This is a genomic window from Acetobacter sp. (assembly GCF_047721705.1).
Taxonomy (GTDB): Bacteria; Pseudomonadota; Alphaproteobacteria; order Acetobacterales; family Acetobacteraceae; genus Acetobacter.
The window spans coordinates 12,494-39,453 of sequence record NZ_JBDNXK010000011.1 but is presented as its reverse complement, the minus strand read 5'-3'; the positions used below and the strand labels follow the sequence as shown (position 1 = coordinate 39,453).

Sequence of the window (26,960 nt, the reverse complement as noted above, 5' to 3'; positions counted from 1 at the left end):
ATCCTGAACGATCACGTCTCAACAACCTTACACGTCGAGATTAGCAACCTTGAGCGCATTGCCAACGATGAAGTCACGCCGGGGCTCCACAACATCGCCCATCAGAGTGGAGAATACTTCGCCCGCTTCCTCAAGATCAGACACACGCACCTGCAACAGAGTGCGCGTCGCCGGGTCCAGCGTGGTGTCCCACAACTGCTCGTCGTTCATCTCGCCAAGACCTTTGAAGCGATTGATCGCCAGTCCCTTCCGTCCCTGTGCCAGCAGACGGGCAAAAGCAGAGGCCGGACCGGCGACGGAAACCTCCGTGTTACCATCCAGTCTGAGGTGCAGACCCTGACTGTAATCGCGCGTCAGACGCTCGACATTGGCGGCCAGCCAGCGTGCATCAGGACCTGATAGCATGTTCGCATCAAGGCGATAGGTCTCTCCAACACCGCGGACGCTGCGGCCCATTTCCAGCCCTGCATCGTTCAACGAGACTTTCCAGCCACGCTCGGATTCACGCGAGGCAGCATCCAGACGCCGCTGCAACTCCGGAACACGGGATTGCGCCACCTCACGGTCAGCATCGAACAGACCGGAAAGAGCGGCTTCTTCGATAATCCACAGCGGAACGCGCGTTGAAAGCCGGTTCATCACGCGGGAAGCATCACGCATGAACAGGATTTCCTGATCACGTTCGCTCCCTTCCAGAACACGCCCGGAACCCAGCGTCAGCACCGCATTCCCCAGCGCCTTGTCGAGCAGATACTGCTCCAGCGCGGCATCGTCTTTCAGATAACGCTCTTCGTTGCCGCGCTTCGCGCGATAGAGCGGCGGCTGCGCGATGTAGAGATGGCCATGCTCTATCAGTTCCGGCATCTGACGGAAGAAGAACGTCAGCAGCAATGTGCGGATATGCGAACCGTCGACGTCAGCGTCAGTCATGATGACAATGCGGTGGTAACGCAGCTTCTCGATGTTGAAACCGCCCTGATCAACCTCACCACGACCAATGCCGGTTCCGAGCGCCGTGATCAGTGTGCCGATTTCGGCAGATCCCAGCATCCGATCGAAACGGGCACGCTCGACGTTCAGGATCTTGCCTTTCAGCGGCAGGATGGCTTGAAAACGCCTGTCACGGCCCTGTTTTGCCGTTCCACCTGCGGAATCACCCTCGACGATAAAAAGTTCGGCCTTGGAGGCGTCGCGCTCCTGACAGTCCGCCAGCTTGCCCGGCAGCGAGGAAATATCGAGCACGCCTTTGCGTCGTGTCAGTTCACGGGCGCGGCGCGCTGCCTCACGCGCGGACGCGGCGTCGAGCACCTTCGCGACAACAGTTTTCGCTTCTTTGGGATGCGTCTCAAACCAGTGGCCGATCATGTCGGCGGCTGCTGTGTGAACGACTGGCTGAACTTCCGAAGAAACCAGCTTGTCCTTGGTCTGGGAAGAGAATTTCGGGTCCGGCACCTTGACCGAAAGAACCGCTGTCAGCCCTTCGCGCATATCGTCACCGACAAGAGCCGCAGCGTCCTTCTTGGCAATGCTCTCGGCATATTTGCCAACGATACGTGTCAGTGCCTGACGGAAACCGGCCAGATGCGAACCGCCATCCCGCTGTGGGATGTTGTTTGTGAAGCACAGCATCGTCTCGTGATAGCTGTCGTTCCAGCTCAGAGCGAACTCGACCTTGATGCCGTTGTCCGGGTTTTCCAGACTGCCATAGATGGGCGGTGCGATGATCGGCGTGCGTGACCGGTCCAGCCACTCCACGAAGGCGATCAGGCCGCCATCATAGTGAAACACCTCTTCTCGAACAGGATCAGTGCGCGCATCACGCAGTGTGATCTTCATGCCGGAATTGAGAAACGCCAGTTCCCGCAGGCGACGTTCCAGAATCGGGAACTCGAAGACCGTCTTCGTGAAGGTCTCGCTGCTGGGCAGGAAGGTGACCTGCGTGCCACGCTCCGCATCGGACTTGCCAACCACGCGCAGCGCCTCGACGCGTTCGCCACGGGCGAAGCGGATCATGTGCTCCAGCCCGTTGCGCCAGATACGGACTTCCATCCAGTCCGAAAGCGCATTCACGACAGCAGCACCCACGCCGTGCAGACCGCCCGACACTTTGTAGGAGTTCTGATTGAACTTGCCGCCCGCGTGCAGTTTGGTCAGTACCACTTCGGCGGCGCTGACACCTTCTTCTTCGTGCAGATCGGTCGGGATGCCACGTCCATTGTCCCGCACAGTCACACTGCCATCGGGGTTCAGCGTCACTTCACAATGATTGGCGAAACCTGCCTGCGCCTCATCCACCGCGTTGTCGATGATCTCGAACGCCATGTGATGAAGGCCGGAGCCATCATCGGTGTCACCAATATACATACCCGGACGTTTACGAACCGCGTCCAGCCCCCTGAGCACCGAAATGGAAGACGCGCCGTAATCGTCATTCTCGGCGGCAACAGAACTGGAAGAATCGGTCATAACTGGATAGGTGCTCCGGGATTTTCTAACGTGTCTTGAGCGTGTTGTGTTTATAGCCGCTTATCCGCCTCACGACCAGCGCAACCCACGTTTCCAGCCCCTGTCTGGCGCTGTTTTTCGTGTTTTGTGGCATGCGCTCTCAGAGGGTGACGGTCTCCTGCGGAATCCCGTCACATAAATGCATGAAGAACCCTTTTCCCGAGAGCGCCTCGAATGGCGCGCGGTCAGTGCCGGTCAGGAGAACCGGCGTCCTGAAATCGAGAAGAGTCTCAAGAAGCGCCTCTCGACGCCGCTGATCGAGATGCACCAGCGGCTCATCGAGCAGCAGCATCGGCGGCACACCACCGGCGCTTCCAAGCAAACGGGCATGTGCGAGAATCACGCCAATCAGCAGAGCTTTCTGCTGGCCCGTGCTGGCTTCGCTGGCGGAACGCCCCGTTTCCACATCCTGCAGCGCGAAATCGCTCCGCTGCGCACCAAATGTCGCCATCCCCCGTTGCCGATCAACCGGGCGCGCATTTCGAAGGGCATTTCTCAGCCACTCCTCCACCGCCAATGCCGGTTCATCTTCCAGACGGTCCGAAATGGGACAGATCAGGGACAAGCTGGCAGCAGGAAACGCATTCTGTTTATCCACGCCAACAGCATTCAGTCTCGCAACAAGATCACGCCGGGCAGCGACAACGGCCACGCCATGACGGGCCATCGCATCCTCGATGCCCGCCAGCCAGACATCGTCCGTCCGCCCTTCGGCCAGAAATCGGTTTCTTTGCGCCGTTGCGCGCTCACATGCAGCAAGTTCCCGTGCGTGATGCGGTGTCAGAGCCACCACGAGCCGATCAAGGAAACGGCGGCGACCACTGGCGCTTTCCCCGAACAGTCGGTCCATCTGCGGCGTCAGCCAGACGGCCGAAAGATAATCGGCGACCGCATCGCGGCCTTTCATCGGCTGTCCATCGAGGAGGAATTTGCGTGTACCGCCCTGCTCTGCCTCCATACCGGTGGACAGTTCAAATGATCCGCGCGTGTCACTAAATTGGGCGACAACGCCCCATCCAGCCGGGTTCGTCTCGCCTGTCAGCTGGTCACGACGCGGAAATTCACTGTTTCGGGCGCCCCGCAATCCGCGCCCCGGTACCAGCAGTGACAGGGCTTCGAGCAGGTTGGTTTTACCCGATCCATTGTCCCCAGTGATGACCAGAGGGGAACCCTGCGGTTCCCAGACAAGGCGGCGATAGTTTCTGAAGCTGGAGAGAACCAGCCGGTCGAGCCTGAGTTCCGTCAGGATCAGACCCGCATCGGCATCAGGACATAGAGAGCAGACGGGCTGTCCACATCCCGCACGATCGTCGGAGCCGAACTGTCCGCAAACACGAACTCAACATCCTTCGCCACCTGATCGGTGATGTCGTTCAGGTAGCGGGCCTGAAAGCCCACCTCCATGTCTTCTCCATCATAGGAGACACGGGTATCGTCCAGCTCTTCCTTCGCGGTGCCCTGATCGGCGCTCGTCGCGGAGAGGATCAGCAGATCACGAGAGAGCACCAGCTTGACCGGACGCGAACGCTCCTGACTGATGGCGGCCACACGCGCCACGGCTTCGGCAAAATCCTTCTTGCCGACACGCAGGGTGCGGTCGTTGGCCTTCGGAATGACGCGCTCGTATTCCGGAAAGGTGCCGTCAATCAGTTTTGACGTCAGCGTAATGGAGCCCACCGTGAACTGGATTCGCGTGTCAGAGACCGCGACATCCACTTCTTCAGGAGCTTCATCCAGCAGCTTGCGTATTTCAGCGATCGTCTTGCGAGGGATAATGACGCCCGGCATGCCGGACGCACCCGATGGCACTTCCGTTTCCACACGCGCAAGGCGGTGACCGTCTGTCGCCACGGCGCGCAGCAGACCGCCAGCCTCGCCTTCCGTCACATGTAGATAGATGCCGTTCAGGTAGTAACGCGTCTCTTCCGTGGAAATCGCGAAACGTGACCGATCGATCAGTGACTTGAGAACGCCGCTGTTCAGACGAAACTGGTGCGGCAGATCCCCTGCGACCATCGATGGGAAATCGTCAACCGGCAGCGCGTTCATCCGCGTGGTGTAACGTCCCGCACGAAGATCAAGCTGGGCTTCGCCGCCCGGATGGCTCAGTTCCACATCCACGCCGTCAGGCAGTTTGCGCACGATGTCATACAGAACGGAAGCTGGCGCCGTGACGGCACCCGGTGTGTGGATGTCAGCGGCGACATCTTCGACGATGGCTATTTCCATGTCAGTGGCGGTCAGACTCAGCCGACCGTTATTGGCGTCAATCAATACATTGGCGAGAATGGGGATGGTGTTCCGTTTCTCGGCGACGCTCTGAATGTGCGCAAGAGCCTTGAGCAGCGTGGCGCGATCGGCCGTAAACTTCATCGACACCTTTTCCCTTGTCCGGCGGAGACATTTTCTCCGCAACCGACGTTACCGCCGGGTCAAATTCAAGGGGCGCAATCTAGCAGGCAGGAGCACAGGGGCATAGGGGGAACAGAGGGGTTTTTTACAGTCTCTGTCAGCTTTCGAGCATCCGGCGCAGCAGTTCGACATCCTCCGCGAAAGCTGCGTCCCGTTCCATCAATTCCTGCACGCGCGAAACGGCATGCATCACGGTCGTATGGTCACGATTGCCGAACTTGCGCCCGATCTCGGGGAGTGAGCGACTGGTCAATTGCTTGGCGAGATACATCGCCACCTGACGGGGACGCGCCACTGCGCGGGCACGCCGCGCCGAGGACATGTCGGTAAGGCGGATATTCCAGTGTTCCGCTACTTTCCGCTGAATTTCCTCGATCGTCACCCGCCGATCATGTGCCTTGAGGATGTCGTGCAGCACATCCTGCGTCGATTCGAGCGTGACGGGACGCCCGAACAGATTGGCGTGCGCGATCAGACGGTTAAGTGCGCCTTCAAGTTCACGGACGTTGGTGGTGATCTTGTGAGCAAGAAACTCAAGCACTTTCCCCGGAACGACCACGCCCGATGCCGTGGCTTTCGCTTCGAGAATGGAGATGCGGAGTTCGAATGTCGTAGCGTGAATATCCGCTACCATGCCGCAGCCAAGCCGCGTACGGAGGCGATCTTCCAGCCCGGAAAGATCGGACGGCGACTTGTCAGCGGACACGACGATCTGCCGCCCTGCATCCACGAGCGCGTTAAACGTATGGAAGAACTCTTCCTGCGTATTGTCCTTGCCGATCAGGAACTGAAGATCGTCAATCATCAGCACATCGACGGAACGCAGATGGTCCTTGAATTCGACCGTTGACTGCGAACGGATGGCCGAAATGAACCGGTACATGAATTTTTCGGCGGACATGTAAGCCACCGAAATTCCACCGTTCCTCAGCAACTCGGCCCCGATGGAATGCATCAGATGCGTCTTGCCGAGACCAACGCCACCATAAAGAAACAACGGGTTGAAGCCCACGCTCGAGGGCTTCTCTGCCACACGACGGGCGCAGGCATAAGCAAACTCGTTCGGCTTGCCGACAATGAATGTGTCGAAGGTGAAGCGCGGATCAAGGGGCGCAGCCAGATCGGCACGCGCATCATTCCGCTCAACCGCAGCCGGCGCGCTGACGGGCGCAGCAACCGTTTCCAGCGGCCGTGCGGCAACATGGTCAACCGGCGGGGAAACGGGAGCAGACGGCGCATCCCCTGCCCGCATGACCTGAAGCTCCACGCGACGGATCGCGGGAATTTCCTGATTCCACAGCGCGCTCAGACGATCACCATACTGACTGCGAACCCAGTCACGCAGAAAGCGCGTGGGAAGCATGAGGGTGACTTCATCATCCTCGACGGGACCGAGGACGATCTGCTGAAGCCATGTGCGGTATTCCACGTCACCGACTTCGACACGCATGCGGCCTGCAATCCGCGCCCATGCGTCCGCCAGAAGCCCGGACACGCCTCCCGCCGCCGACTGCGTCACAGACTCTTCAGCAGCGTTCTCTGGCATTTCGGGAGATGGTGGCAATGGCATCTTCTAAGCACACTCACTTTCCCGGAGTTTACAGTATGCCGCCAGCACCTCTCGGCCACCTTTGGTCAAATCCCGCAAGCCCCGGCAGGCCGCGTTCTGTCTATAATCCGGCCCAGCAATGAAGCTGGCACACAACGAAGAACGCGCCCGGAATCAGTATCACAGGCGATAAAAGCTAGAGAAGGCGGCCCCTGAACGCAACGGGTTTCTCCCGCAGGGAGAAAGACATCCACACCCGCGATCAAAGGGAGAGAGAATTGCCCATCCTGAAGCCAAATATCTGATTTTTCAGATAAAGAAGCCGGTTTCCCTTACAGGAAACCGGCTTCTTTCAGAGCCGCTGCCTTAACTAAGCTTCAAGCCGCAGCAAGAGCCTTGATACGGGCGGAAAGGCGGGAAATCTTGCGGGCGACGAGGTTGCGGTGAATGACGCCCTTCGTCGCAGCGCGCTGGATTTCCGGCTGAGCCAGCTTCAGCGCTGCATTCGCCTCGTCCTTGTTGCCACTTGCAATCGCCGTCTCGACCTTCTTGAGGAAGGTCCGCATGCGGGACATGCGAGCTGTGTTGCGGGCAGTGCGGCGTTCCGTCTGACGGATGCGCTTACGGGCAGATGCGATGTTCGCCATTGTTTCTGTATGATCCAGCAGGTCGATAAGGTTAATGTGCGTCCCGCTGGAAAAGCGGTCGCACCAAATGAGGTGGCGTTCTCTAAGCCAACGAAACCCGATACGTCAAGAAGAGTTGCGGCTTTTCCCGGCTTTTCTGCCACGACTCCCTGACATGGCGTTTGTTTCAACGAATGCGGGCTGCAAACGGGGACAGAAAAACGTGGAACGGCCACCCTGAACGATGCGGGCGACGCCGGGACAGGCATCGCCGCCCGGACAATCAGGACAGGCCTCCCCCTCGCGGCCATAAACGCGCCAGGCATGTTGGAAATATCCCAACTCTCCGTCAGGCTGCACATAATCACGCAGGCTGGAGCCTCCGGCGTCGATGGCCTCCTGAAGAACAACCTTGATGGACGCCACCAGTCGCTTCAAAGCAGGTCTACCGATCAATCCCACCGGCGTTTCGGGATGAATGCGCGCCCGATAAAGTGCCTCACACACATAAATATTGCCGAGCCCCGCGATAACGCGCTGATCGAGCAGCGCGGTCTTTACGGGACTTTTCTTTCCCGCAAACGCTGCGGCCAGCCAGTCCGCCGTAAAATTCGCATCGAATGGCTCGGGACCCATCGCACTGACGAGAGAATGGGAATCCTCGGCGTCTGTCGGCACCAGATCGAGCGCGCCGAACCGCCGGGGATCAACCAGACCGAAACGGTGACCACCCTTTGTCGTGAAGGCCACATGTTCGTGAGCCAGCTTACCCTCCCCCACTTCCAGAGTCGGCGGGGCATCATCCAGCATGACCCGCCCCGACATCCCGAGATGCAGAAGAAGGGACTGTCCTCCCGACAGACGAACAAAAATATATTTACCCCGCCTACGAAACCCGGTGATCTGCTGGCCCTTGAGTTTTTCAGCCAGCCCGGGCGGAAGCGGCCAGCGCAGGTCGGGGCGACGGACGGCGACAGCATGAATATGCTCGCCCAGAAGGCGCTTCTTCATACCGCGCATGACGGTTTCTACTTCGGGGAGTTCAGGCATGACATTAAACACGCTATAGAGTGCAACCATGACCGACAATGCTCTCCATGACCCAGATCCCGCACCGCACGCCATACCGCCTTCCAGCGGGCCTGCGGGTGAGGATACGACCGACTTCGGCTACCGTGCCGTCCCGAAGGAAGAGAAGAAACCACTCGTCCGCGCCGTCTTTGACAGCGTAGCGAGTCGCTATGACGTGATGAACGACCTGATGTCGCTCGGCATTCATCGCGTATGGAAACGAATCTTCAACGCCGAACTGGCGCCTCAGCCCGGCCTCAAGCTGCTCGACCTGGCAGGGGGCACCGGCGACGTTACCTTCGGCTGGCTGGCTGGCGGCGGTGGACCGGCCCTGATGACGGATATCAACGAGAAAATGCTGGCGGTGGGACGTGATCGCGCCATTGCACGGGGCTACATCACCGATCTGGATTTCTGTGTGGTCGATGCGGAGCAGATTCCGCTGCCCGACCGCAGTGTTGATCGTGTCACGATCTCCTTTGGTCTGCGCAACTGCACCGACAAAATGGCCGTCATCCGCGAAGCGCGCCGGGTTCTGAAGCCGGGCGGTCGTTTTCTCTGTCTGGAATTTTCCCGCGTGCAGGTTGCTGCTCTTGCGCCTGTCTATGACGCATGGTCGTTCAAGGTACTGCCTACGATGGGGTCATTGATCGCCAAGGACCGCGAGAGCTATCAATATCTTGCCGAAAGCATCCGCATGTTCCCCGATCAGGAGACACTGGCGGATATGTTCCGTGAGGCTGGGCTGTCGCATGTGCGCTACCAGTCACTGTCAGGCGGCATCGCTGCCATTCATTCAGGTTGGAGGCTGTAATCCGTGTCTGCCGCAACGATTCCAGAAGATACCCGCAAACGTGTCCTTCTCATCGTCAGCGGCGGAATTGCTGCTTACAAAAGTCTGGAACTCATACGGCTGCTGAAGGCCGCCCAGATCGACGTCCGGTGCGTGCTGACGAAAGCAGGCGCTGAATTCGTAACCCCGCTTTCGCTTCAGGCGTTGAGCGGCGAACCAGTTCATGAAGATCTGTTTTCTCTGACATCGGAACAGGAAATGGGCCATATCGCCCTCTCCCGCTCGGCCGATCTCGTGGTCGTCGCGCCCGCCAGCGCCGATATTCTCGCAAAAATGGCAGCCGGATTGGCTGACGATCTGGCCGCGACGCTCCTTCTCGCGACCGACACCCCCGTGATGGTCGCTCCTGCGATGAACGTCCGCATGTGGGAGCACCCCGCCACCCGCGCCAATGTCGCTACACTGCAACAGCGTGGCGTGATGTTTGTCGGACCGGATGAAGGGGAAATGGCCTGCGGAGAGCACGGTCCGGGCAGGCTGGTCGAACCTGCCGCCCTACGCGATGCCATTCTTTCCTGGCTCCGTGGACAGTCCACTTCACCTGATAAGGACCAGTCAGTCACACGAAGCGCGCCAGCCGGAAATAAGGAATCCGGATATGTGGTCCCTTCCCGTGAAGAGCCATTCAAGGCGGGGTCGGTTACCCGCATACCCTCCTCCATACAGAACTGGCTGCCTCTTCTCGGGCGACATGCCATCATCACCGCTGGTCCAACGCACGAACCGATCGACCCGGTGCGTTACATCGGCAATCGCTCTTCAGGCCTACAGGGTTATGCAATCGCCGGGGCACTGGCGGACCTGGGCGCCAATGTCACGCTGATCAGCGGCCCCACCTCCATTCTGGCGCCTTCCAACGTGTCCCTTATCCGCGTTGAAACAGGCGTGGAAATGGAACAGGCTGTCACCGACTCACTCCCTGCCGATATCGCCATCTGCGCGGCAGCCGTCGCTGACTGGCGCGTGGCGAACGCTGTGACATCCAAAATCAAGAAACAACCCGGCTCGCCGCCCCCGGCCCTGTCCCTTGAACCCAACCCCGACATTCTTGCCCGGCTTTCGGCTCCGTCACCGGATCGTCCCGCTCTGGTTGTCGGTTTTGCGGCAGAAACCGACAATATCGAAATCAACGCTATCGCCAAGCGCAAACGCAAAGGCTGTGACTGGATTATCGCCAATGACGTTTCGGAAGGTACGAATGTCATGGGGGGCACGAGCAATACCATCATTCTCATCACCGAAGACGGCGTGGAGCACTGGCCACAAATGACAAAGACCGATATCGCCATGCAACTGGCACGCCGCATCGCCCAGCGTTTTGGAGCACCGGCCCTTATATCCTCCAGAAATGAGGTCGTGCGTCCATGAGCGCACCGATCGTTCAGGTAGCCGTCCGTCGCCTGCCCCACTCTGAAGGTCTTCCTCTCCCGTCCTATGCCACAGCGGGCGCCGCAGGCATGGATCTGCTCGCAGCGGTCAATGGTTTCCTGACCATTCCTCCCGGCGGTCGCGCACTGGTGCCAACCGGGCTCTGTATTGCTCTCCCTCCCGGTTACGAACTTCAGATCCGTCCAAGATCCGGTCTAGCCCTGAAGCATGGCATCACCTTACCTAATTCTCCGGGCACGATTGATGAAGATTATCGAGGAGAACTGTGCGTTATTGTGCTGAATACTGGCGAAGAAAGCTTTACGGTGGAGCGTGGCACAAGGATCGCGCAGGCTGTCATCGCGCCCGTCTTTCATGTCGCATGGAACGAGGTAAATGATCTTGACGCGACTGAACGCGGAACCGGCGGCTTCGGCAGCACGGGAATCTGAGTCGTCGGAAGGCAGCTATCCGGCTCGACCAACATGTTCTGACGGCGACGTAGCACCATGAATCTGCCTGCTTTCTTCAGTCTGAGGCGGGCAGAAAACATTTCGTGGCCCAATAGCCATTCCCGGATGCTACAACCGCTGTGCGCGGCCATCCTCTGTGTGGCCGGTATCATGCTCGGACTGAGCAGCAATGCGCCTCCCCTTTCAACGGTGGCGCATGTCGGTCAGGCGTTGCAGACCATCCCAGATTTCACCATCACCAGCATGTTGCTCGCTGGTGTCGTATCGGCGATCCGGATGGTTGGCTGCATGGCGCTTGCCTGCGCTGCGGCATTCGCGAGTGCCGGTCTGGTGTTTGGGAGAAAGAATGCCAGCGCGACTTTACTGACTCTTCTTCGCGTTTTACGCGCCGCGCCCCTTCCCACTTTTTATTTTCTGGCCTTGCCGTTCTGTGCTGTCCTTCTGCACAGGCCATCCGTAGGAATGCTGGCTGGTGAAGCTCTGATCTGCGCGCCAGTTTTCGCGGCCTTTGCCATTCCTCTCACGATGGCAGCCATCGAAGCACACCAGAAGGTACCAGACGATCTCGTTCTCGCCAGTCGAAGCTTTGGCCTGTACGGCTGGTCCCGCTTCTGGCGTCTTTATGCTCCATTCAGCGTGCCTTCCATGGCCCACGCGGCTAATCGCGCCATGAAAGATGCGTGGTGTGTTCTGGCATTTACAGAATTCTGCAGCACGGCCTTGGGCATTTCCCTTCTTCCCGGACTCGGTACCCAGACCGCCTTCGCGGCCATACGCGAGTCCATTCCGGAAGCTGCTTCCATTGCTTTAGTCGCAGCTGTGCTTGTCATCTTTTTCAATCAGATGATCATGGCGCCCTTAATGGGATGGTCATCGCGTTTTGAAGCAAAAACTTCTGCTTCCCATCGCTGCATTTCAGGATTCTGGAAAAATATTTCTATCCTGACTGAATTTTTTTCGGCACTCACACGGGGTTTGCGGGCGATTGGCAACTTACGAATTGGCCGCCCCATTCGTTCAGAAATTCTGGATGCTCCTGAGAGCACTACAAAAATCGCATTATATGCGATGCCTGTTCTGGGAGTGATTGGCCTCCTGTTTTGCGCATTTTCCCCTTATGGACTGCCAAATGCCGCGACTTCGCTTCGCATGCTTCTGCTCGGTTTTGCCGAACTTTTCAGCCTGCTCATCCCCATTCTGCTCTATTCCGTGCTTCTTCTGCCGCTAGCGGTCCATCTAAGACCTTATTCCAACAGATTGATGCTCTATCTGCGTTTTTTCACATTGTTTCCAGCAGTTCTGCTCTTCCCGTTTTTCGTCGATCTGACAGGTTCGAACAGTATCGTGTCACCAATTCTTTTTGTCGGACTGCCGTTTTTCGTCGCAATGTACGTCCTGACTGGCGCACGGAATTTTCCAAACAGGCTTCTTGAAGTCGCCTCAAGTTATGAAATCAGAGGCTGGCTCCGATGGAAAACGATACTGCTTCCCGGGCTTGCCGAATCCTGGCTGCAAGGCGTTCGCAGAGCATTTGTCTGGGCCTGGAATGTCACCATTGCTGCTGACGTCATATTCTGGGGTAATCAGTTTTCCCTGCATGGTTTCATTGGTCCGGAAATCATGAAAGGTGCCCGTCAGGACGGTATTGCTTATGCTGTCTTTGGGTGCCTCGTGATGACATTACTGGCGATTGGTATGGATTTTCTCGTCTGGGAGCCTCTTTCGGGCTACGTTCATCGGCGTATAAATGGAAAAACCATGTCGGGCAGCGCGTGAAAGCCGCTCCAGAATTCAAGCGGAAACGATGACAAACATGCCATCCTCCACCGTTGCGGAGATACCTGCCGCTCCGTCGAAAAACGACGATATTCTGTTGTCTCTGAAGAACGTATCCCAATCCTATCATCGGGATGCGGCTACAGACGTTCAGGTTCTTGAAGATATCTCACTGGATGTAAGAACAAGCGAAGTGGTGGGTCTGCTCGGGCGTTCGGGATCCGGCAAGTCCATGCTGTTGCGTACTATGGCAGGGCTGCTTACGCCCACAAGCGGACAGGTTTTGTGGCGTCATGCTCCCCTCATGGGGCCGACACCTAAGCAGGCCATGGTGTTCCAGACGCCTTCCCTGTTTCCTTGGCTCAGTGTGCAGGACAATGTGGAACTTGTGCTGGAAGCACAGCGCATGCGTGCCAAGGAGCGTGCTGTCCGGGCGCGTGAGACACTCGATCTGATCGGACTGGGTGGCTACGAAAATGCTCGCCCTCACGAACTGTCTGGAGGATTGGCACAGCGGGCTGGACTGGCCCGCGCATTGGCGCTTGAGCCTGACCTTCTGCTGATGGATGAACCCTTTTCGTCCCTCGACGTGCTGACGGCGGAAAACCTCCGGACCGACCTGATTGAACTCTGGTGCGAGCACAAATTACCCATCAAATCGATCCTGATGGTGACACACAGTATCGAAGAAGCCGTGCTGATGTGTGATCGCATTCTCGTATTCGCAGCCAATCCGGGACGCATCGAGAATGAGGTGCCTGTTACCCTTCCCCACCCGCGGGACCGAGACGATCCTGCCTTCGTGAATCTGGTCGACCATATCTATTCGCTGATGACGCGACGCTCACCCGTCATTTCCGAGGCTGAACTGCCGGAAAGCACATCACTGGATATGCCACCGCCGCCAATGCATATGCCGATTCCACCGGTGACGGTCGGCAGCATGATCGGGCTCGTGGAGGTTCTTGCAGCCCAACCGATTGATGGGCGTGCCGATCTCCCGCTTCTGGCCTCCAAGGCGCAACTTGAACTTGATGATCTTTTCCCTCTCATCGAGACTTTGCAAACCTTGGGTCTGGCCGAACTTGAGGACGGCGACATCATTCTGACGGAAGAGGCGCGACGATTTGTCGAAAGCGATTTCGAAGAACGAAAAACCATTCTGCGGCACGCGCTTTTACACACCATTCCTCTGGTCAAGACGATCTGCGCGGTTCTTGATGAGCGCCCCTCGCATTCCGCAGGGGCTGAGCGGTTTCGAGAAGAGTTGCGCGGGAGCATGTCAGCCGATTACGCGCAGCAGGCTCTGCAAACCGTGATCACATGGGCCCGCTACACTGAGTTGTTCGACTTCAACGACGAAACAGATCAGCTGTTTTCCAAGGAATAAGCAGAGAATTTCAGAAAATAGCAGGCTCTTTCATCATGCGGCGAAGAGCCTGCCCTTCTGTTTCTGACGCAATACCACCAAGAAGAAATACCTCTCAGAAAATATCCTTGAGAAGATTGTCTCCTGCGCGCGCCACATCATTCCCAATGCCGAACCCTGCACCAGTCGCAACCGCCTGACCAAAGCTGGAATTCAGAATCCCGTTCAGGAAGCTGCCCGTTGGCTCAGACGGCGCAGCTGTCTGCTGCTGTGCTTCGTTCGTTACCGCCGCGTGCAGGGACTGAAGCAGAGCGGCCATCTGCTGCCGCTCTCCCTGAATCGAAAGTGCTACTTCCCGCAGATCCAGCAGCCATTCACGTGCCTGCGTGTCGCCTGCATTGACGGCTGCCTGAAGCTTCTCAGCAAGCGACTGCACAGCCTGATTGGACTGCTGAGCCTCCTGTTGAAGCTGGCCATAGGCATTGTCGATCGTCTGGATATCCATCATCAAATCTTTATCGTCTGACTGATCATTTGCCGTCGTCTTTGAACCATGCCTCCACGGGACCCTGCAGTTTCATCGTCATCGGCTTGCCCTGCCGATTGAGCGTCTTGCCCACGGCCACCCGCACCCAGCCTTCGCTGATGCAGTATTCTTCGACGTTGGTTTTTTCCACGCCCTTGAAGCGAATGCCTATTCCACGAGCAAGCAGAGCTTCATTGAAGAACGCGCTATCTGGATCGACGGAAAGACGGTCAGGAGGGGTATCGCTCATGGGAAACACCTGTTTTTAGGGGATCAAACATGAAACAGGCCATCCGAAGATGGCCTGTCTGAAAAGCATTCATCGTCCACTATTCGGGACTCAGATGCCGCGCACAATCACGCTGGCATTCGTGCCGCCAAAGCCGAAGCTGTTGGATAGCGCGATATTCACCTTACGCTGCTGCGCTTCTTTCGCCACCCGATCAATGATGCTTTCACGGGAAGGATTCTCAAGATTCAGAGTTGGCGGAACGACGCCATCCCGAATGGCCAGCAACGAGAACATGGCTTCGACCGCACCAGCCGCTCCGAGCAGATGCCCGATAGCTGACTTGGTCGACGACATGGCGAGATGACGGCCAGCATCGCCGAATAGACGCTCCACAGCCTCAAGCTCCAGATCGTCCGCCATGGTCGAGGTGCCGTGCGCGTTGACGTAACCAATCTCACCCGGCGTGATGCCAGCGCTGCGAACGGCAGCCATCATGGCACGATAGGCACCTTCATGCCCTTCGGCGGGCGCCGTGATGTGGTGAGCATCGCCGGACATACCGTAACCAACGATCTCGCCATAGATCTTGGCGCCACGCTTCTTGGCGTGCTCGTATTCCTCGAGCACGACAATGCCGGCACCTTCACCCATGACGAAGCCATCACGATCACGATCCCACGGACGCGATGCTTCCTTCGGACGGTCATTGAAACCCGTTGAAAGCGCCCGCGCGGAGCAGAACCCGGCAATGCCAAGCTTGCAGACCGTGGCTTCAGCACCACCCGCGACCATCACGTCGGCATCGCCGAACATAATGAGACGGGAGGCGTCACCAATCGCATGAACGCCAGTCGCGCAAGCTGTGACGGCCGAATGGTTGGGGCCTTTGAAACCGTATTTGATCGACACATTACCGGACACGAGGTTGCCCAGTGCCGATGGGATAAAGAACGGCGAAAGACGCTTCGCACGACCTTCATACACCGTGATCGAGGCATCGTAGATGGTCTGAAGGCCACCGATACCGGAACCGATCTGCACGCCGGTGGCACACCGATCTTCTTCCGACTCCGGTTTCCAGCCCGAATCCTCGACGGCTTCAGCTGCCGCGATCATCCCGAGCTGGATGAAGCGATCCATCTTCTTCTGGTCCTTCACAGGAATCCAGTCAGCGATGGTCAGCTTTCCATCAGCGGTCGGGCCTTCCGGCACTTCACCACCGATATGAGCCGCAAGCTCGCTTGGATCGAAGGCGTGAATGCGGTCAATACCGCTCTCGCCCGCGACAAGACGCTTCCAGACGTTTTCGGTGCCAAGCCCGAGGGGCGTCACCATCCCCATGCCAGTGACGACTACGCGTCTTTGACCCAAACCTGATCCGCCCGACTGCAGCAAGCCCGCCTGCTCCTGTTTATTCAAAACAAATCGGGTCCGCGTGCATCACGACAGACCCTCTCAGATACAAAACTGCCTCAGGCAGCTTTCTGAGCTTCGATGTAATCGATCGCGTCCTTGACGGTGGTGATCTTCTCAGCAGCGTCTTCCGGGATCTCAACGTTGAAAGCTTCTTCAAACGCCATAACCAGCTCAACCGTGTCGAGGCTGTCTGCGCCCAGATCGTCAATGAAAGACGCTTCCGGCGTTACCTTACTCTCTTCGACACCAAGGTGCTCGACTACGATCTTCTTAACCTTGTCAGCGATTTCGCTCATCTGTCTCTGCTTCCTGTATGCCCAAGCACCTGGGCGAATGATTGGTGCTCACCCCATTCCGGCCACTCGCCGGAGCAGGGCATTCGAACGGGGCAACCGAGGTATGCCCAACGAGGCTGCGGGGCGATTAGCACGGAAATCCTGCCGTCGCCAAGCGGATGTGCGAAATGGTTCTTTTTCCCCCACCGCACCAACGCTCAAAGCTGCCTTTCTCCATGCTATATGTCACGAAGAAAAAACAGGGTTCAGCCTTCCTCAGGCCTCAAATCATCGCCATACCGCCATTTACGTGCAGCGTGGCGCCTGTCACCCATGCAGCCTCATCCGAGGCCAGATAAACGACAGCAGCCGCCACGTCATCCGGCGTACCCATGCGGCCCAGAGGAATCGACCCTACCAGCTTTTCCTTCTGCGCTTCCGGCAGCACGTCGGTCATCGGTGTGGCAATGAAACCCGGTGCCACGACATTCAGCGTCACACCACGCGAACCGGCTTCCTGAGCCAGCGATTTCGTCATTCCGACCATGCCCGCCTTGGCAGCGGAATAGTTGGCCTGACCCGCGTTGCCCGTCGCGCCAACCACGGATGCGATATTGATGATACGGCCCGCACGACGACGCAGCATGCCTTTCAGGGTAGCGCGGCACAGGCGGAATGGCGCAGCCAGATCGACTTCCATGACCTTCGACCAGTCTTCGTCCTTCATGCGAATGGCCAGCGTGTCGCGTGTCAGCCCAGCATTGTTGACGAGGATATCGAGGGGTGCACCTGCGGCTTCCTCAGCACGTGCGACAAGCTGTTCCGCCGCTGCCGGGTCGGAAAGATCGGCAGCAACGACATGGACGCGCTCTCCCCCCAGTTCCGCCGCGCGTTCGGCAAGCACGGATTCGCGGGTACCGGAAAGCACGACCGTAGCGCCCTGACGATGCAGCTGACGGGCAATCGCCGCTCCGATGCCACCGGTTGCGCCGGTGACGAGAGCGACCTTGTTGGTAAGGCTGAACATGAAATCCTGTCCTGACTGTAAGTGAGCAGACCGTCAGAGGGTCTTGAGAAAACCGTCGATGGTGTCGAGCGTGCCAACCGACTCCGCTTTTGCATCGGGGGCAATGCGGCGAATCAGGCCGGACAGCACTTTTCCGGCACCCAGTTCGACAAAATGATCGATTCCCATACCGACCATCGCATCCACGCTTTCGCGCCAGCGGACCGTTCCGGTGACCTGACGAACAAGAAGATCGCGAATCACATCGGGTGACGTAACCTTTTCGGCGGTCACATTCGCAACGATAGGCACTATGGGCGCTTTTACCGAAGCCGTCGCTAGGGCTTCCGCCATTTCGTCAGCAGCCGGACGCATCAGCGAACTGTGGAAAGGTGCAGATACCGGCAACTTCACCGCACGTTTGATGCCCTTTTCCTTGGCGATCACAATTGCACGGTCGATCGCCCCCATCTGACCGGAGATAACGATCTGCCCACCGCCATTGTCATTGGCGATCTCAATGATTTCACGGCGGTCCGGCTGCCCTTCAACCTTCAGGACTGCGGCTTCTTCGCAAACTTCCTTCGCCTGCTCAGGCGTCACGCCAATGAGGGCCGCCATTCCGCCTTCTCCGGCAGGAACGGCGCGCTGCATGGCTTGCCCGCGCAGACGCAGCAGACGCGCGGTTTCCGCAATGCCGAACGAGCGCGCCGCCGCAAGAGCGGAATATTCACCCAGTGAATGACCTGCCATGAGCGTGGCTTTCTGACTGAAATCCACGCCGCCTTCGCGCTCCAGCACACGCACCACAGCCATTGACACCGCCATCAGCGCGGGCTGCGTATTCTCGGTGCTGGTCAAGGTTTCCACCGGACCTTCGAAGATGATCTTCGACAGATGTTCACCCAGCGCGTCATCGACTTCCTGAAAAACCTCACGCGCGGCAGAAAAAGCGTCGGCAAGATCCTGCCCCATGCCGGGAGACTGACTTCCCTGACCCGGAAAAACGAAGGCATAGACAGACATCAGCCGCTCCTGAGCAAGTGGTGGCGCAACCTGAAACCGCGGTACGGTTGTCTGATCGCACGCAAAAATCCAGCGATAGAGCGGGTGATGAAAGGAAATTACCGAAGAATGTCAATGTTGGCGGCTCAGGCCACCGCAACACGCCCACTACGCCGCTGAGGCCTGATCCCCCATAAAACCGATGAGCCGCGTGCTACGTCGTGCTGCCAGCATCGCCGGACAGACAGTGCCACGAATAGCCCCCGCTCAGAGGTGGCGTCCTTTCGTGATCCGCCAGAGCATGACCAGAAACACATCCCAGACAGTCGCAGGATATTCCCTCGTCCGAATCCACCAGCGACGGAATGGCGCAATATCTGTTCGGGACGGCGCCGCTACGGGAAGGACGACCCAACCAAGGGCTCGCAGCATCGCAACGCAGCGCATGCAATGGAAATCGCTCGTCACGGCGACCACAGGTCCGACATAGCCGCGCGCCCGGAGAAGTCTGGTGCAGGCAATCACCGAATCGCATGTATCGCCAGATTCTGCCTCGGGAAGAATGGCTTCCTCTGCCACGCCCTGTTCCCGCAACATCTGCGCCATCACGGCGGCTTCCGTCTTCCCGGCCTGAGGCACGCCGCCTGTCACGACATACATGACGTCGTCATGCTGCTGTCCGAATCGGAATGCGGCATGAATTCGCGCGATCAGCGCCGGACTGGGCGAACCGTCGGGATAAAGAGCCGCACCGAAAACAATCACCGGAAGCATGGGAAAATCAGACGACCGGATTGCTGAACGTCAGTAGCCCGAAGGGCGCCAGCGCCTCGACCGTCTGCCGCCAGACCCGCTCAAACTGCTCTGCCTCGACGCCACGCGCTTCGAGCCGCTCTGCGAGAGCCGCCACCGCGTTTCGTCCATCGATCAAAGGGAAAATTCCCCGCGCCTGGGGCGGAAGCTGAACCGTTGCCTCCCCGACCTGAAGCTGATGCGTGTCACTCATCGCCATGGCAAGGCGTATGCCATCCACTCCATTCAGCGAAGGCACTGTCTCAGGCGCCATCGGATCGGGAGTGGTCGCCACCATCGGTCAGCGCGGCAGTAGCTTGCCGCGCTGCCACTCTTCCGCAGCCTCGTCTGCCGTCATGCCAAGATGGCGCAGGGCATTATCAAGCGCGCTGACAACCTTGTTTCCAAAGGTCAGTTCGTCGAGTTCGTCCAGCATGTCGCTATCGGCGCTCCCACGCGTCTGGCTGTTGATCAGCAGACGGGCCGACAGTTCTTGCCCACACGCACCTTTCGGATCGGCCAGTGGACGCAGGTCAAGCGTGTGCATGAGATAACAGGGATTACACAGCGGCAGGACCACCGGCTCTCCAGCCTGCACGGCGGCAGCCATCGCGTCGTAAGCCTCATCGTCCGGATGCGTCTCGATGGTGAAACCGGCTTCCGTCAAACCGTATCCCGCCACAACCTGTCGCACCTGCGGCAAAAGACTTTCAGGCGTGATCAGGTTTCGCGCGGCAGAAGAGGATGCCAGCTTTTCCAGCGAAGACAGATTGGAAAGCGTTGCGTCAGAACCGTTCACTACGAAAAAGCCGAATGACGGGCGATACAGATTGCCGAGTTCCTCCACCGCAGGGGAGAGGAACGCCTTGTCCTGTGCGGGCAACCATGCCGTGGCGAACATGTCGATTTCACCATCAGCCAACATGCGAGCCAGCGCATCGTCATCGCCCGAGATGTAATCAGGCTCGATTTCATACGCTTCCAGCACGCGCGCGACCGCAGCCGCCACGGCGGCATGCAGAGGTGAGTTGCGGTAGGCGAGCGTGAATGTCGTCATCGGGAGGCGTTCTTTTCCATATCATCGTCTCTCCGGCGGCATTTCCGCCGGAGCGCTGTGCGGCTTACCAGATTTTTACGCGTTCGTCCGGTGCAAGATAGAATTTCTGACCGGGCTGCACATTCCACGCCTTGTACCACGCGTCGATGTTATGCGCCGGCAGGTTGACGCGGGCGGCTGGAGCCGAATGAGGATCAATCACAGCAAGCTGCCGCGCCCGCTCTTCGCGCACTTTCATACGCCAGACCTGCGCCCAGCCGAGGAACACACGCTGAACGCCCGTCATGCCATTCAGCACAGGCGCTTCCTTGCCCGTGAGGGACGCACGGTAAGCGTCCAGCGCAAGTGTCAGGCCTCCGAGATCGGCGATATTCTCACCCATCGTCAGCTTGCCGTTGAGATGCACGCCTGGCAGCACTTCAAACGCATCATACTGCGCACCAAGACGCGCGCCGAGCTTCTCGAAGCGCTCGGCATCTTCTTTCGTCCACCAGTCGCTGAGACGACCGTTTTCGTCGAACTTGCGGCCTTCGTCATCAAAGCCATGCGTCATTTCATGACCGATCACGCCGCCAATCGCGCCGTAGTTGATCGCCGGATCAGCATTCGGATCAAAGAATGGCGGCTGAAGGATCGATGCAGGGAACACAACCTCGTTGAATACCGGGTTGTTGTAGGCGTTCACCGTCTGCGGGGTCATGTCCCAGTCGTCACGGTCCACCGGCTTTCCGAGATGGCCAACCCAGTAGTTCCACTCAAAAGCGATAGCCCGCTGCGCGTTGCCATAGACATCACCCGGAACAACACGAAAATCGCTGTAATCCCGCCACTTCTTGGGATACCCCACCTGAATGTCGAAATGATCCAGCTTGACCAGCGCATGCTGTTTCGTCGCGTCGGACATCCAGCTGTTGGTCTGAAGGCGCGCCCGGAAAACGGCCTTCAACCGCGTGGTCAGCGCTTCCATTTTCGCCTTGCTTTCGGCGGGGAAGTATTTGTCCACATAAATCTTGCCGATGGCCCAGCCCATGGCGTCATCAGTAGAGTCCGTCGCGCGTTTCCACCGTGCAGCCAGATGCGGCTGACCCGCGATGGTCTTGCGATTGAAATCGTAGGAGGCATTCACGAAGGGCGACGACAGGGTGAACGCAGCGTTGTTGGCCAGATGGAAAGCCAGCCACGCCTGCAACACAGGCATGGGCGTCTCACCGATCACCCTGGCGGCATTGGTGACGGCTGATGGCTCACCGACAATGATTTTCGCGGCGTCCGCCTGCTGCACGGTCACGCCCGCACCCTTCAGCCACTCACTCCAGTCGAAGCCGGGCGCTTCCTGACTCAGAGTGGATACTGTGCGAGGATTATAGGTCTTGTCGGGATCGCGCATGTCGGCACGCGCCCAGTTCTTGTCCGCAATTTTCGTCTCAAACGCGACAATGTCCTGCGCCCTCTTGTCCGCATCTTCCCAGCCAACAAGGTGCAGCATCTTGGCGACGTAAACGCCGTATGCCTGCTTTTTCGCGGCGAACTGCTCTTTCAGGTAGTAGTCACGGTCCGGCATGCCGAGACCGCCCTGATCGAGACTCAGGGCGAAACGCATCGGATCTTTGGCGTCAGGCTGGATGGACAGAGAGAACGCCGAAAACTGGAAACCGGTCTGACCTGTGCCAATAAGGCGGGCCATCTCAGTTGGAGTCTTCAAGTTCCGAATGGCAGCGAGATCATCCGCCAGTGGTCCCGCTCCAAGCGCTTCAACGTGTTTTTCATCCATATAGCTGCTGTAATAGGCAGCCAGTTTCTGTTCGGTCGTTTCAACCTTATCGCTGTGCTGTTTCCCCAGTTGCGTGAGAATATCCCGCACCCGACGCTGCGAGAGATCACGCAGGGCATCAAATGCACCAAACGACGTGCGATCCTGTGGGATCTGGATTTTCTTGACCGCAGTGCCATTCGCGTATTCGAAAAAATCGTTGCCGGGCGTCACATGCGTATCGCGGCCTTCCAGATCAAATCCCCACGGCTTGATGGCCGCAGAAGCGGCAAACGCCGAGGAGACACAGGCTGAACCGAGCAGCAGCCCCGTGAGGGACGCGCGCATATGAGTGGCAATCTTTGAACGCGGCATGCGTGAACAAAATCCTCTTAAAATGAATGGTACCAAATAATTCTGCGATATCGACAGCTTTGCATCGTAAGACGCAACCGCGCGGGGCGTCAAAAGCGCGCTGACTTTATGCCCCGAGCCTGATCGCGGTTTTCGCGAAACTGCGCTGACGCTGGCGGATCAGCGCATAAACGCCTTTCGAGACCCATGCGTGCAGCCGGCTGTGTGGTTTAAAGCCGATCGTCTTGAACACCATGCCCGTAACGCGGTCGATATGCTTCTGACGGTAGGCTTTCATCGCGCGCGACATGTAACCGGCAATGCATCGCTTACGATCATATTGCAGGGAAGCAGGTTCATTCGTCGTGTAAAAAGCAGAAGCGAGTTCATCATCCTCGCTTTCCGTGATGCGCCCGAGCGCAATACGCGTGCGCGTCCACGGCCCGAGCTTCTCCCGCTTCAGGTAGCGGTGCATATGGTCATAAAACAGCTTGAAATGACGATATTCATCGGCCGCGATCAGCTTGCAGATCGTCTTCAGCAGTGGCTCATCCGTCGCATCGGCCAATGACGAATAGAAGGATGAGGTGCCCGTTTCGACCATGCAGCGCGCGATCAGTTCGCCGGTGCGGGAACCGCGCACGGAATGCGTGGTGTTGAGATCAATATGGAATGTTGAACGATACCGCTCAAAAGCCTCGGGGTAATCCCACTTCGGATCGGCCAACATGCTCCAGCGACCGAGAGCGTCGCCATGCTGCACCTCTTCAATGGCCCAGTTGTCGGCAGCTTCCTGAAAATCCGCGTCGTCGGAAAAGACGTGGTTGAGATAGACTGCGTAATCAACGCCGTTCCGCTCAACAACAGATGCCGCTTTCACGACGGCGAGAATATCCGGATCGACACGAGACGGATCAAAACTGTCCCAGTCGAGCTGGTCTAAATGCCAGTGTTTCATGCCTCCCCCGCGAGTAGTGACGCATCAGTTCGAGAACGCCCATTCTTACATTTTGCGTTCGCCTGCGCTCAAAAAACCGCCACGTCAAGCCAGAGCCATAAAAGCAGAGGATACGATCAGACAGCGTTCCCGGGTATAGCGAGCTTTGCAGGTGATGGTTGCACGGAAGCCCGAGAAACCTCGGCTTTTTCTGCTGGTCTGGGAGGCGCGGCACGCTTGACCGTAGACCGCGATCGGCCTGCCGGCCTGGGAGGTGAAAGCTTGAGAGACGCAAAAAGCGCATCAACTGTCATGGGTTTGCCAAACAGCCACCCCTGTCCGCACTCCACACCAAGCTCGCGGGCAAGCGCGGCCTGCGCCTCGGTCTCGATCATTTCCACAACAGTCCGACACCCCAATTCAAAGGAGCATCGGGCAATCGCGCGGATGAGAATGCGGTCGCGACTGCTGACCATTGCATTGCGAAAAAAAGGTCCGTCAATCTTGACGTAATTGACCGGAAAACGCCGGAGATACTCGAAGCTCATTGCCCCGGCACCGAAATCATCGAGGCAGATTCGATGGCCGCGTTTGACAAGATGCTGCAGGAGCGCCGTAGGCCCCTCGAAATCAGTGATGCCGCGCGTTTCCGTAATCTCGATCAACAAGCGTGAGGGGGCGACCTGCATGTCTGGCGCATCCAGCATGTTCAATAGGCGCGTCGAAAATTCCGCCGACTGCACCGATCGCCCTGACACATTCAGGGCCAGCCGGATTCCGGCCGGCAGTGTCTGGAGAAGTTTGATCGTTTTCACGCAATTGATCAGATCGAATGTGTTGATCATACCGATCTGCTCGGCAATCTCGATGAATTCTCCTGTGTTGGAAATGCCGCGCGTCACGCCTTCCGCAAAGCGCGTCAGGACTTCGTAATGCTGTATGGCCCCTGTCTTCAGCGCCATGATCGGCTGCAGCACCTGAAAAAATGTTCCATCCTCTATGATGCTACGACAGGCGGTAACGAGATTACGGTTGCGGTTTGTGGAGGCCGCCAGACAGTCGGGCAAATTTTCGAGAACGATTTTGTCGCGTGTCTGCTCTCCCGCAAAATTCTCCAGCGCATAATTCAGCGCCGTCTCAATCTCACCCTGCTCCAGAAGAGAAGCATCAAGAGCAAGGCTTCGGATGCAGGGCTTTGCAAGAAGCGCATCTGTCGCTGCTTCAATCTTGCTTTCCACCACCTTCGAATCGTCACCGACAGGCTGGAGGTAGGCAAAGGCATCATCGCTGAGACGGGTCACAACGCCACCCTCGCTGCTGATCCGAAGGATGGCTTCGACTTCAGCGAGAAAGGCTGTTCCCAGCACCGTGTTTCTGAGCGCAGCGTTTCGTACCAACTGCGGCAACGCGAGCATGACCACCTTGAAGCGGGTTGGTTCCCCGACTGGAGGCGTCATCCTGCGTGCGAGATCAATGAATGAAGACCGATCGAGAAAACCATCCGAATCGGGACATGCAACAAACCCACGATCGAGAATCGTGGCGGTCACCAGACGTTCGCTGTCCACTCCCGGCATCGACGTAATGCCAAGAATGGCCGGGACCGTATTTTCTGCACCCTGAAGGAAGCGGACCGTGATCCGTTCTACGGTCTTGTCCTGATTGAATGCCTCCACCACACGTCGCAGAAAGACACGGTCCGCAGGAACAATCAGTTCAAAAAGCGAGAGATTGCGGACGGCTGTTGCCCCGTGCCCCGTCAGTTTCTGGATCGCTCCGCCTACATGGCGCACCCTCAGCGCCCGATCCACTTCGAAAAGGACATCGGCGGCCGCAAAAGCCAGCGCCGCCAGTTGTTCGAGGCGGCGATCCACGGATGCTCCAGCTTTATTTCGTTCGGGGAGCCCCATTGATCTCAGCACACTCTATGTTCTGTCGGCTTTCAGAATGAGGGCGCATGTTAAAAAAGTGATTAATATTCTGATTTAACGATAAGAACGCCCTGTTCTGCTTCGGCTGGCGTCTGCAATCCGTTGAACACGGATAAGGTTTCGTGTCAGAAACGCTACGATCAGCAGCCACAGCATAAAGAAGCAGCCCGCACATGGCCGACGGCAGTTCCATCAGCCCATCCACCATCCCCTCTTCGCCCCTCGCGTCGCCGCTACGGCATGACTGGACGCGCGCCGAGGTTCAGGAACTCCTCGACCTGCCTTTCCCCGAACTGCTTTATCGGGCCCAGACACTGCACCGTCAGTTTTTCGACCCAACGGAAATCCAGATTTCCACCCTGCTGTCGATCAAGACAGGTGGCTGTCCGGAAGATTGCGCCTATTGCCCACAGAGTTCACGCCATGAAGAACGGGTGAAGGCCGAAAAATTGATGGCGGTCGATGGTGTGATTGCCGAGGCAAAGCGTGCGAAAGAAGCTGGTGCGGCCCGTTTCTGCATGGGCGCGGCGTGGCGTTCGCCGAAAGATCATGATCTCGAAACGGTCTGCGCCATGATCGAAGGCGTCAAAGGCCTTGGCCTTGAGACATGCGTAACACTCGGCATGCTCGACGATACACAGGCCCACAAGCTCAAGGCAGCCGGCCTCGATTATTACAATCACAATATCGACACCTCGCCCGAATTCTATGGCGAGATCATTTCAACCCGCACCTATCAGGACCGGCTTGATACGCTGTCCAACGTGCGCGAAGCGGGCATTAATGTCTGTTGTGGTGGCATTGTCGGGATGGGCGAAGGCGAATCGGATCGCGCAGGCATGATCGCCGCTCTCGCCAGCATGCCGAAGCACCCGGAAAGCGTGCCGATCAATCTGCTGGTGAAAGTGGCCGGGACGCCGCTTTCAACCGCGGAAGATGTCGATCCTCTCGACTTTGTCCGGGTGATTGCCGCTGCGCGGGTGACGATGCCCTCAAGCCATGTACGTCTGGCCGCTGGACGTGAAAACATGTCGGAAGAGACGCAGGCGCTGTGTTTCCTTGCTGGCGCAAATTCCATTTTCTATGGCGAGCGCCTGCTGACGACCCCCAATCCGGCGGCAACGCGGGACCGTCAGCTGCTTGATCGTCTCGGTATGCGCACCAGCGTCACGTCCAACTGAGCAAACTGGACAGGGCGTTCTCGACTGAGCGCCCTATCCTATCCATCAGCTTACGCCTTAAGGGACGCATCCAACGTGATGTTGGCGGTAAAGAGCTTCGACACCGGACAGTTTGCTTTCGCCTTCTCTGCCAGTTCGACAAATTCCGCCTGCTCGATGCCCGGAACATTCCCCTCAAGCGTCAACTGGATGGTGGTAATAGCGAACCCATCTCCCTGCTTCTCAAGCGAAACAACGGCTTTCGTGTCGAGCCCGGTTGCAGTGTAACCCGCCTCTCCCAGAATCAGGGAAAGCGCCATCGTGAAACAGGAAGCATGGGCTGCGCCAATCAGTTCCTCGGGATTTGATCCAGGCTTGTCTTCAAAGCGGGTATTGAAACCGTATGGCTGATCTTTCAGCGCACCACTTTCCGTCGATATCAGGCCCTTGCCGTCCTTGATGCCGCCTTCCCAATGCGCGGTTCCATATTTTTTGATGGCCATGAGTTCTATCCTTC

Annotated in this window: 25 protein-coding genes; 6 read left to right on the top strand and 19 right to left on the bottom strand. The window is 57.9% G+C overall.

Annotated elements, in window-relative coordinates; translation table 11 throughout:
* Window positions 1-27: 27 nt before the first annotated feature.
* From gyrB to mutM, 6 genes are all read right to left on the bottom strand, one after another.
* Complete coding sequence (gene gyrB / locus ABF824_RS03360; protein ID WP_415486426.1) at window positions 28-2,466, bottom strand: DNA topoisomerase (ATP-hydrolyzing) subunit B; 2,439 nt, start codon at window positions 2,464-2,466, stop codon at window positions 28-30.
* Between the two features lie 139 nt (window positions 2,467-2,605).
* Window positions 2,606-3,751, bottom strand: a complete 1,146-nt coding sequence (gene recF, locus ABF824_RS03355; RefSeq protein WP_415486438.1) for a DNA replication/repair protein RecF — start codon at window positions 3,749-3,751, stop codon at window positions 2,606-2,608.
* Between the two features lie 2 nt (window positions 3,752-3,753).
* Window positions 3,754-4,878 carry a DNA polymerase III subunit beta gene (dnaN, locus tag ABF824_RS03350; protein WP_415486424.1) on the bottom strand — a complete coding sequence of 375 codons (1,125 nt, stop codon included), beginning with the start codon at window positions 4,876-4,878 and terminating at the stop codon, window positions 3,754-3,756.
* 136 nt (window positions 4,879-5,014) lie between these two features.
* The gene (gene dnaA, locus ABF824_RS03345; RefSeq protein WP_415486423.1) at window positions 5,015-6,487 is read right to left on the bottom strand and encodes a chromosomal replication initiator protein DnaA; all 1,473 of its coding nucleotides are present in this window, start codon (window positions 6,485-6,487) and stop codon (window positions 5,015-5,017) included.
* A gap of 356 nt (window positions 6,488-6,843) precedes the next feature.
* Window positions 6,844-7,113: a 30S ribosomal protein S20 gene (gene rpsT, locus ABF824_RS03340; RefSeq protein ID WP_415486422.1), complete on the bottom strand. Its 270-nt coding sequence runs from the start codon at window positions 7,111-7,113 to the stop codon at window positions 6,844-6,846.
* 105 nt (window positions 7,114-7,218) lie between these two features.
* Window positions 7,219-8,142, bottom strand: coding sequence for a bifunctional DNA-formamidopyrimidine glycosylase/DNA-(apurinic or apyrimidinic site) lyase (gene mutM / locus ABF824_RS03335; RefSeq protein WP_415486437.1), 924 nt, complete (start codon window positions 8,140-8,142; stop codon window positions 7,219-7,221).
* 28 nt (window positions 8,143-8,170) lie between these two features.
* Here mutM and ABF824_RS03330 point away from each other — a divergent pair, with 28 nt between their 5' ends.
* Genes ABF824_RS03330 through ABF824_RS03310 form a run of 5 tightly spaced genes read left to right on the top strand, consistent with a single transcriptional unit; the run spans window position 8,171 to window position 14,023 of the window.
* Window positions 8,171-8,977, top strand: coding sequence for a class I SAM-dependent methyltransferase (locus tag ABF824_RS03330; RefSeq protein WP_415486421.1), 807 nt, complete (start codon window positions 8,171-8,173; stop codon window positions 8,975-8,977).
* Window positions 8,978-8,995: 18 nt separating this feature from the next.
* Complete coding sequence (locus tag ABF824_RS03325; RefSeq protein ID WP_415486435.1) at window positions 8,996-10,384, top strand: bifunctional phosphopantothenoylcysteine decarboxylase/phosphopantothenate synthase; 1,389 nt, start codon at window positions 8,996-8,998, stop codon at window positions 10,382-10,384.
* On the top strand, window positions 10,381-10,836 hold the full coding sequence (gene dut / locus ABF824_RS03320) for a dUTP diphosphatase (RefSeq protein WP_415486420.1): 456 nt from the start codon (window positions 10,381-10,383) through the stop codon (window positions 10,834-10,836). The genes ABF824_RS03325 and dut overlap by 4 nt, the downstream gene beginning before the upstream one ends.
* A 57-nt stretch (window positions 10,837-10,893) precedes the next feature.
* Window positions 10,894-12,633 (top strand): ABC transporter permease subunit, encoded by a 1,740-nt coding sequence (locus tag ABF824_RS03315; RefSeq protein ID WP_415486419.1) that lies wholly within the window; start codon window positions 10,894-10,896, stop codon window positions 12,631-12,633.
* Window positions 12,634-12,670: 37 nt separating this feature from the next.
* Complete coding sequence (locus ABF824_RS03310) at window positions 12,671-14,023, top strand: nitrate/sulfonate/bicarbonate ABC transporter ATP-binding protein (RefSeq protein WP_415486418.1); 1,353 nt, start codon at window positions 12,671-12,673, stop codon at window positions 14,021-14,023.
* A gap of 94 nt (window positions 14,024-14,117) precedes the next feature.
* Here the strand turns inward: ABF824_RS03310 and ABF824_RS03305 are convergent, their stop codons facing one another.
* The 12 genes from ABF824_RS03305 to ABF824_RS03250 all read right to left on the bottom strand — a co-directional run bounded on the left by ABF824_RS03305 (window position 14,118) and on the right by ABF824_RS03250 (window position 25,226).
* On the bottom strand, window positions 14,118-14,510 hold the full coding sequence (locus ABF824_RS03305) for a hypothetical protein (RefSeq protein ID WP_415486417.1): 393 nt from the start codon (window positions 14,508-14,510) through the stop codon (window positions 14,118-14,120).
* 22 nt (window positions 14,511-14,532) lie between these two features.
* Window positions 14,533-14,778, bottom strand: coding sequence for a DUF3297 family protein (locus ABF824_RS03300; protein ID WP_415486416.1), 246 nt, complete (start codon window positions 14,776-14,778; stop codon window positions 14,533-14,535).
* A gap of 90 nt (window positions 14,779-14,868) precedes the next feature.
* Window positions 14,869-16,131, bottom strand: a complete 1,263-nt coding sequence (gene fabF, locus ABF824_RS03295) for a beta-ketoacyl-ACP synthase II (protein WP_415486415.1) — start codon at window positions 16,129-16,131, stop codon at window positions 14,869-14,871.
* 101 nt (window positions 16,132-16,232) lie between these two features.
* Window positions 16,233-16,472, bottom strand: coding sequence for an acyl carrier protein (locus tag ABF824_RS03290; RefSeq protein ID WP_173569948.1), 240 nt, complete (start codon window positions 16,470-16,472; stop codon window positions 16,233-16,235).
* A 262-nt stretch (window positions 16,473-16,734) separates the two neighbouring features.
* Window positions 16,735-17,478 carry a 3-oxoacyl-[acyl-carrier-protein] reductase gene (gene fabG / locus ABF824_RS03285; protein WP_415486414.1) on the bottom strand — a complete coding sequence of 248 codons (744 nt, stop codon included), beginning with the start codon at window positions 17,476-17,478 and terminating at the stop codon, window positions 16,735-16,737.
* Between the two features lie 33 nt (window positions 17,479-17,511).
* Window positions 17,512-18,483 carry an ACP S-malonyltransferase gene (fabD, locus tag ABF824_RS03280; RefSeq protein WP_415486413.1) on the bottom strand — a complete coding sequence of 324 codons (972 nt, stop codon included), beginning with the start codon at window positions 18,481-18,483 and terminating at the stop codon, window positions 17,512-17,514.
* A gap of 246 nt (window positions 18,484-18,729) precedes the next feature.
* Entirely contained in the window at window positions 18,730-19,236 is a 507-nt protein-coding gene (locus ABF824_RS03275; protein WP_415486412.1) for a YdcF family protein, read from the bottom strand.
* A gap of 7 nt (window positions 19,237-19,243) precedes the next feature.
* Entirely contained in the window at window positions 19,244-19,552 is a 309-nt protein-coding gene (locus tag ABF824_RS03270; RefSeq protein WP_415486411.1) for a hypothetical protein, read from the bottom strand.
* Window positions 19,553-19,555: 3 nt separating this feature from the next.
* Window positions 19,556-20,311 carry a glycine betaine ABC transporter substrate-binding protein gene (locus ABF824_RS03265; protein ID WP_415486410.1) on the bottom strand — a complete coding sequence of 252 codons (756 nt, stop codon included), beginning with the start codon at window positions 20,309-20,311 and terminating at the stop codon, window positions 19,556-19,558.
* Window positions 20,312-20,375: 64 nt separating this feature from the next.
* On the bottom strand, window positions 20,376-22,436 hold the full coding sequence (locus tag ABF824_RS03260) for a M13 family metallopeptidase (RefSeq protein ID WP_415486409.1): 2,061 nt from the start codon (window positions 22,434-22,436) through the stop codon (window positions 20,376-20,378).
* Window positions 22,437-22,542: 106 nt separating this feature from the next.
* The gene (locus tag ABF824_RS03255) at window positions 22,543-23,373 is read right to left on the bottom strand and encodes an acyl-ACP desaturase (RefSeq protein WP_415486408.1); all 831 of its coding nucleotides are present in this window, start codon (window positions 23,371-23,373) and stop codon (window positions 22,543-22,545) included.
* A 116-nt stretch (window positions 23,374-23,489) separates the two neighbouring features.
* Window positions 23,490-25,226 carry an EAL domain-containing protein gene (locus tag ABF824_RS03250; protein ID WP_415486407.1) on the bottom strand — a complete coding sequence of 579 codons (1,737 nt, stop codon included), beginning with the start codon at window positions 25,224-25,226 and terminating at the stop codon, window positions 23,490-23,492.
* A gap of 230 nt (window positions 25,227-25,456) precedes the next feature.
* Between ABF824_RS03250 and bioB the strand changes: the two genes are divergently transcribed.
* Window positions 25,457-26,464 (top strand): biotin synthase BioB, encoded by a 1,008-nt coding sequence (gene bioB, locus ABF824_RS03245; protein ID WP_415486406.1) that lies wholly within the window; start codon window positions 25,457-25,459, stop codon window positions 26,462-26,464.
* 50 nt (window positions 26,465-26,514) lie between these two features.
* Here bioB and ABF824_RS03240 read toward each other — a convergent pair whose 3' ends face one another.
* Window positions 26,515-26,946 carry an OsmC family protein gene (locus ABF824_RS03240; protein ID WP_415486405.1) on the bottom strand — a complete coding sequence of 144 codons (432 nt, stop codon included), beginning with the start codon at window positions 26,944-26,946 and terminating at the stop codon, window positions 26,515-26,517.
* Window positions 26,947-26,960: the final 14 nt, after the last annotated feature.